General features: G+C 49.1%; 1 pseudogene. It reads right to left on the bottom strand.

The features are described 5' to 3' along the window. Nucleotides 1-344, bottom strand: a pseudogene (locus NR126_RS29190) (DNA recombination/repair protein RecA); the annotation flags it as partial.

The following is a 344-nucleotide window of genomic DNA, read 5'->3' as shown; positions in this document are numbered from 1 at the left end:
TACACCAATCTTCATCCGGATCTGGTTGATGAAGATCACCAGGCAGTTGGCTTTCTTGATTTTACCTTTTATTTTACTCATCTCCTTTTCCCTCCTCCTTTCTTTTCTTCCCCCTTTCCTCTCCCCCCTCTCTCCTTCTCTTTCCTCCTTCTTTCCCCTTTCTTCCCCTTCTTCTCTTTCCCTCTTTCTCCCTTCTCTTTTTCTCCTTCTCTCTTCCCTCCTCTCTTTTCCTCCCTTCCCCTTTCCTTCCTCTTCCCCTCCTCTTCCCCTCTCTCCCCCTCCCCTTTCTCCTCTCCCTTTTTTCTTTTCTCTTCCCTCCCTCCTCTCTCCTCCCTTCCCTCCTT

The organism is Pseudomonas sp. Pse1 (genome assembly GCF_024519635.1).
In the GTDB taxonomy this organism is placed as follows: Bacteria; Pseudomonadota; Gammaproteobacteria; order Pseudomonadales; family Pseudomonadaceae; genus Aquipseudomonas.
This window is presented reverse-complemented; position numbering and strand designations above follow the sequence as displayed.